This window comes from Curtobacterium sp. MMLR14_010 (genome assembly GCF_001865015.1).
In the GTDB taxonomy this organism is placed as follows: Bacteria; Actinomycetota; Actinomycetes; order Actinomycetales; family Microbacteriaceae; genus Curtobacterium.
In genome coordinates, this window is record NZ_MJGV01000041.1 from 1 (window position 1) to 5,658 (window position 5,658).

The 5,658-nt window shown below is 71.6% G+C and carries 7 protein-coding genes; 2 read left to right on the top strand and 5 right to left on the bottom strand.

The genetic code is table 11. The features are described 5' to 3' along the window. Nucleotides 1-39 precede the first annotated feature (39 nt). The gene (locus BIU98_RS08510; RefSeq protein ID WP_071274791.1) at nucleotides 40-993 is read right to left on the bottom strand and encodes a manganese catalase family protein; all 954 of its coding nucleotides are present in this window, start codon (nucleotides 991-993) and stop codon (nucleotides 40-42) included. 179 nt (nucleotides 994-1,172) lie between these two features. Between BIU98_RS08510 and BIU98_RS08515 the strand changes: the two genes are divergently transcribed. After that, nucleotides 1,173-1,685: a DUF427 domain-containing protein gene (locus BIU98_RS08515; protein WP_071274794.1), complete on the top strand. Its 513-nt coding sequence runs from the start codon at nucleotides 1,173-1,175 to the stop codon at nucleotides 1,683-1,685. Nucleotides 1,686-1,691: 6 nt separating this feature from the next. Here the strand turns inward: BIU98_RS08515 and BIU98_RS08520 are convergent, their stop codons facing one another. The 4 genes from BIU98_RS08520 to BIU98_RS19400 all read right to left on the bottom strand — a co-directional run bounded on the left by BIU98_RS08520 (nucleotide 1,692) and on the right by BIU98_RS19400 (nucleotide 4,051). Next, on the bottom strand, nucleotides 1,692-2,240 hold the full coding sequence (locus tag BIU98_RS08520; RefSeq protein WP_083393114.1) for a DapH/DapD/GlmU-related protein: 549 nt from the start codon (nucleotides 2,238-2,240) through the stop codon (nucleotides 1,692-1,694). Then, nucleotides 2,237-3,187: a helix-turn-helix transcriptional regulator gene (locus BIU98_RS08525; RefSeq protein WP_071274797.1), complete on the bottom strand. Its 951-nt coding sequence runs from the start codon at nucleotides 3,185-3,187 to the stop codon at nucleotides 2,237-2,239. The genes BIU98_RS08520 and BIU98_RS08525 overlap by 4 nt, the downstream gene beginning before the upstream one ends. An 82-nt stretch (nucleotides 3,188-3,269) precedes the next feature. After that, on the bottom strand, nucleotides 3,270-3,863 hold the full coding sequence (locus tag BIU98_RS19395; protein WP_071274800.1) for a TetR/AcrR family transcriptional regulator: 594 nt from the start codon (nucleotides 3,861-3,863) through the stop codon (nucleotides 3,270-3,272). A 14-nt stretch (nucleotides 3,864-3,877) separates the two neighbouring features. Continuing rightward, complete coding sequence (locus tag BIU98_RS19400) at nucleotides 3,878-4,051, bottom strand: hypothetical protein (protein ID WP_175481323.1); 174 nt, start codon at nucleotides 4,049-4,051, stop codon at nucleotides 3,878-3,880. A gap of 216 nt (nucleotides 4,052-4,267) precedes the next feature. Between BIU98_RS19400 and BIU98_RS08535 the strand changes: the two genes are divergently transcribed. Continuing rightward, complete coding sequence (locus BIU98_RS08535; protein ID WP_071274802.1) at nucleotides 4,268-5,221, top strand: AraC family transcriptional regulator; 954 nt, start codon at nucleotides 4,268-4,270, stop codon at nucleotides 5,219-5,221. Nucleotides 5,222-5,658 lie beyond the last annotated feature (437 nt).

Consider the following 5,658-nt stretch of genomic DNA (forward strand, 5'->3'; position numbering starts at 1 on the left):
CCACGGGCCTCCCGTCCGTCGGTGGTGCCGGTCAGTCGATCAGGCGACCGGACCGTACAGCGGGTCCGCGGCCGCGTCGAGCTCGAGCTCGGCGGTCTGCTGGATGAGCGCGAGCAGGTCCTTGTCGAGACCCGGCGCGAACTCCTCGAGGCGCTCCGGGGCGATGAAGGACGGCGCGCCCTTCGGTGCCTGCTCCGACGCGTCGAGGTCGGTGCCGTCCCCCGACGGCGAGGCGCCGCGGAAGATCTTGGCGGCCTCGGACGCGCCGTCGAGGTCGAAGCTGTACTGCTTGCTCTGCAGGCCGAGGTCGACGAGCTCCTTGACCTCGGGGAACTGCTCGGCGTTCGTCTTCGGGATCGGCAGCAGCGACTTCCACTCCACGCCGAGGGTCTCGAGCGCCTTCGCGTAGGCGTTCTCGTGCGCCTGGTCGCGGACGATCAGGTAGGCGACGGTCGCGCGCGCCGTCGGGTTGTCCGTCATCTCGTAGATGCGGCACTTCTGCAGGCGTCCGGTGGACTCGAGCATGAGGTTGTAGAGCAGGTCGAGCGGCAGGTTGCCGGAGTTGTAGACGTAGCTGCCGCTCCACGGGTTGCCGGCGGAGTCGACGGGCATGGCGCCCTGCGCGCCGACGAGGTAGTGGTGGATGTTGCCGGTGTCGAGGGCGATCGACAGGGGCGTCGCACCCTTGGCGCCCGGCTGGTCGACCGGGTCGGTGATCTTGCCGGAGTAGCCGGGGGCGCCGTCGAGCAGGCGGGAGATCGTCGTGCCGATGAGCTCGACGTGGCTGATCTCCTCGGTGCCGACGCCCTGGATGAGGTCGCGGTACGGCTTGGCGGCCGGGCCGCGGAAGTTCATGGCCTGGAAGAGGTACTGCATCATCGTGCGCATCTCGCCGAACTGGCCGCCGAGGCCCTCCTGCAGCGCGTTCGCGGCTGCGGGGTCCGGGTCGCCGGGAGCGATGTCGTTGATCCAGGTCTGTGCGTGGAAGTACATGGTGCCTCCGTGTCCTGCGACGACGTCGCCGCACGGACAACGCTGCTCGGGGTGGCCTGACCGGGCGGTCGGATGAGCCAGCGAGCGCAGTCCCGGCGACGCGGGGCGATGGTGCAGGGACCGGGTACCGGTGTGGTGCGGCACGGTCGGCACACCGGCAGGGCGGGTAGACCGGTGGCATGACACCTCGTTTCCCCGGACATCCAGCACCGACCCAGCCCGGACCCGGCCAGGAGTCCGTGTGGGACTACCCGCGCCCGCCCCGGGTCGAGCCGGTGACCGACCGGATCGTCGTGCGTCTCGGGGGCGCGGTCATCGCCGACACCACCGCCGCGGTGCGCGTGCTGGAGACCAGCCACCCGCCGGTGTACTACCTGCCGGCCTCGGACTTCGCGCCCGGCGCACTGACCCGGACGAGCGGCTCGAGCATGTGCGAGTTCAAGGGCCGCGCGGCCTACTACGACGTCCACGGCGGCGGCCAGACCGTCGAGCGGGCGGGGTGGCACTACCCGACGCCCGAGCCGGGGTTCGGCGAGCTCGAGGGCCGCGTCGCGATCTACCCGTCGGCGATGGACTCGTGCGAGGTCGCCGGCGAGGTCGTGCAGGCCCAGGCCGGAGACTTCTACGGCGGCTGGATCACCTCTCGCGTGGTCGGACCGTTCAAGGGCGAGCCCGGCACGCTCGGGTGGTGAGGCGGGTCAGTTCGGGGTCGTGACGGTGGCGGGGTCGGTCGCCTCCGCCGGTCGCGCGAGTTCGCGGATCCGCTTGGCGGGCACGCCCGCGTAGACGCCGTGGGACTCGAGGTGGCCGACGACGACCGCGCCGGCCGCGACGACGACGTCGTCGTCGATGCGCGCACCCGGGAGGATCGTGGCGCGTCCGCCGATCCACACCCGTTCGCCGATGGTCACCGGCCGGGCCTCGGCGACGCGGTTCCAGCCCCCGTCCCCGTCGATCCCGTGGTGGCTGGTCATGATGAGCACCTGCATGCCGATCGCGGTGTGGTCGCCGATGGTGACGCGCCCCACTGCCTCGATGGCGACGGCGGCGTTGAAGAAGACGCCGTGACCGATCCGGAGGTTCCGCGGGTCGCCGTTCAGGCTGAAGCCCGTGCCCGGCCCGGAGCCCACGGTCGCGCCGGCGACCGTCAGCAGGGCGCGCCGAGCCACACGCGGCAGGATCCCGGCACCGATGACGCTCGTGAACAGGGTGTGGTGCAGTCCGATGACGACGTCCGGCGTCGTCACCCGCGGAGCGTCGTGCTCGGGTACTCGCCGAAGCGCTCCGCGTAGGCAGCGGAGAACCGGCCCGCGTGCGCGAAGCCCCAGTACCGCGCCACCTGCGCCACGTTCGTCCGGACCGGGTCGGCGTGCAGCAGTTCGGCGCGGATGCGGTCGAGCCGGACACCGCGGAGGTAGCTGTTCGGCGTGGTCCCGAGGTGGCGGCGGAACCCCTCCTGCAGCGACCGCAGGCTGAGGCCGGCCAGGCGTGCGAGGTCCGACGTGGTGATCGGCAGGTGGGCGTTCTCGTGCACGTACTCCACGACGGCCCGCAGGTGCGCGTTCCGCGGCAGCAGCAGCCCCTCCGGCAGGGTGACGTGCTGCTGCGGGTAGAGCTCGAGCAGCGACACCGCGGCCAGGCGCCCCATCTCCACCTGCAGCAGCGGTGACGCGGCCCGGTCCATCGTCGTCGCGGAGATCAGGTGGACGGTCTGTCGCCAGCGGCGCATCGCGGCCTCGTCCGGCTCTGCGGTGTGGTCGAAGCGGAACGCCGAGGTGTCGAGTCCGCGTTCGGCGCCGATGTCCGCGACGAGCTGCCGGTTCACCTGCACGAGGCGCTGATCGTAGTCCTCGAAGGCGAAGCGGAAGGACTCGTTCGGCCACATCTGCGGGACACCCGGTTCGAGGTGGATCTCGCGGCGACCGAGGTCGAGCACGCCGGTGCCGCGCGTGATCCACTGCACGACGTAGTCGTCGCCGTCCGGCATCTCCCCCGACAGGAGGCCGGCGAACTGGACGGCCCGGAGCGTCATGCTCGCGTCGCCGGCAGCCGCGTACCGGAACGAGAACGCCGTCGAGGTCTCCTGGGCGGACCATGCGACCCCCGAGTACGCGGAGGCCAGTGTCGCCCTGGCGGTGGTGAGGTCGTGTCCGCGTTCGTCGACGCGGATCCGATTGGTCGTCTCGTCAGTCATCGGTGTCTGCCGACCACGATGACATCCGCTGCGTGCGAGGCCGGCGGAGTTGTCCGGAAGTCGCGGTCAGACGACCTCGGGCTCAGTCAGGCAGGCCGTAGACGGACATCAGCATCGCCGCCGCGGTCCGGGCGGATCGCGCGGGCTGGGTGGTGCCGTGGATCGCCGCCTCGACCTGGGCGCCCTCGATGAGCAGGGTCATGGCGTCCGCGAGGTACGGCGGGAGCTCCGCGTCGGTGCAGAGGTCCGCGACGAAGCCCTCGAGCTCGGCGAGGTGCTCCTCCGCCAGGCCGGCGACGGTCGGGTCGTTGCGGCCGAGTTCCCCGTAGCTGTTGATGAACGAGCAGCCGTGGTACCCACCGTCAGCGAAGCAGGTCTCGAGGTAGGAGAACACGGCGAGCACCCGGTCCCGCGGGTCCTCGAACTCGGCGACGAAGCGCCGGAGCCCTTCGGTCCAGTCCTGGTGCCGGTACTGCAGGGCAGCGACGACGAGGGAGTCCTTCGAGGCGAACGCGGTGTCCAGCTCCGGGCGGGTGAGTCCTGCGGACGCCGCGATCCGGTCGAGCGTGACGAACGCGATGCCCTCGGCGGTGAAGAGCGCGTCCGCGGACACGACGACCGCCCACTCCTCGGTGCTCCGAGCGGGTGGGTCCAGGATGAGCGGCTGGTGCAGCATGCCGGGCCGGCGGTCTACGCGGCGGCGAAGAAGTCGGCGTAGGCAGGCTCCCTGCCGTACGTCTGGGTCATCGGCTCGTTGAGCCGGGCTGCGACGATGGCGGCGAGTTCGTCCGGCGGCGTGAGACCGCGGCGGCGCCACTCCGTCGGGTGCTGGCGGAGGGCTGCGAGAGCGTGACGGTCGAGCATGCTGGCGTGTCCTGTCCTCGGTGCGACAGGACCGTGTCGGTCCTGGCATGAACGACGTTAGGGGCGCGGTGCCGCGCAGGACGAACCGCGGCAGGAGCATCCGCGAAAGCCGGACACCGGCACCCGGCAGCGCTCCCGGCACGCGCGCAAGCCGGACATGTCCGGTCCCCGCCCTGAGCGCCCTGAGCCGGTCCCCCGCCATGGGATGCTGGGGGCATGTCGTCCCTGGACCCGACGCCGGTCCACATCGGGATCAGCCTGACCGACCCGGCCGCTGCGTCGGAGGCGATCAGCGCGATGTACGGCGGCACCGACCTCGCCGCGGTCCAGCTCGACGACACGTTCTCCTTCCGGTACACCGCGCAGGGCGACGAGACGATGAGCCTGCGGTCGTCGCACTTCAGCGGACGTCTCGCGGGCGACGTCCCACCCGGCGACGACGTCGTCGTGCAGTGGCTGACGAGCGGCACCGGGTGGTTCGACACCGGCAGCAGCCCCCTCGAGCTCACACCGGGCCGTCCGGTGCCGTTGCTCCCGCAGCGCACGTTCTCGTTCGACCTGTCCGACTACGACCAGCGCCTCGTCCACCTGGACCGTGCCCTCGTCGAACGGGTCGCCTCGGAGCGGGGCAGTGACGTCGGCGCGGGGCTCCGCTTCGACCTGCACGCCGAACCGTCGGCAGCGGCGGTGCGGGCGTGGCACAACTCCGCCGCGCTCGTCGCCCACACGCTGCGCGACGCCGGTTCCGGTGGCCTGCTCCACCGCGAGATGGCCCGGCTGATGTCGGCGGCGCTGCTGGAGATGTACCCGCTGTCGCCGCTGCCCGACGCCGGCACCTCGCGCGTCCGGTCCGCGCACGTCCGCGCGGCCGTCGAGTACGTCCACGCGCACGCGCACCTGCCGATCACGACGACGTCGGTCGCCGAGGCGGTCGACGTCGGCCTGCGCGCCCTGCAGGAGGCCTTCCGCTCCGAGCTCGGCGTCACGCCCAACGAGTACGTCCGGAGCGTCCGGCTCGACCGGGCCCGCGACGAACTCCTGCAGACGGACCCCACCACCACGATGGTCCGCGACGTCGCCCGTCACTGGGGCTTCATGCACCTCGGCCGGTTCTCGCAGATGTACGCCGCTCGGTTCGGCGAGTACCCGAGGGACACCCTGGCGCGCTGATCATCCGCGCGATGAGCCGTCGATGTCCGGTATCCGAGGATGACCGTCCCGCGAACGGGGGTGGCTCGCGCGAGCCGGACTTCCGCTTCTCCCGAGGGGCGACCACGCCGTACGGTCGTCCTCGCCGCACATCGCCGTGCATCGGTCCCCCTTCCGGTGGTGCTTCGTCCCTAGCGGAGTTCCGGCCCGCGAGCGTCGCCCCTCGACCCGAACCGGGGGCGACGCTCGCAACACCTCCGCGATGCGCCGTCGAGCCCGCGGAAACTCGTTCCAAACCCTCTGGCCGAGGGCGCCGAATCACTGTCACGACCGGGAGACACCCGGGGCGCTCACCAGCCGCACATCGCTGGTTCTCCACCCCTCGACGGGGTGTGTTCGGCGCGCACACAGCAGCCGCGCCGAGCGCGACACAGCAAAGGAACGAACACCATGCGCAA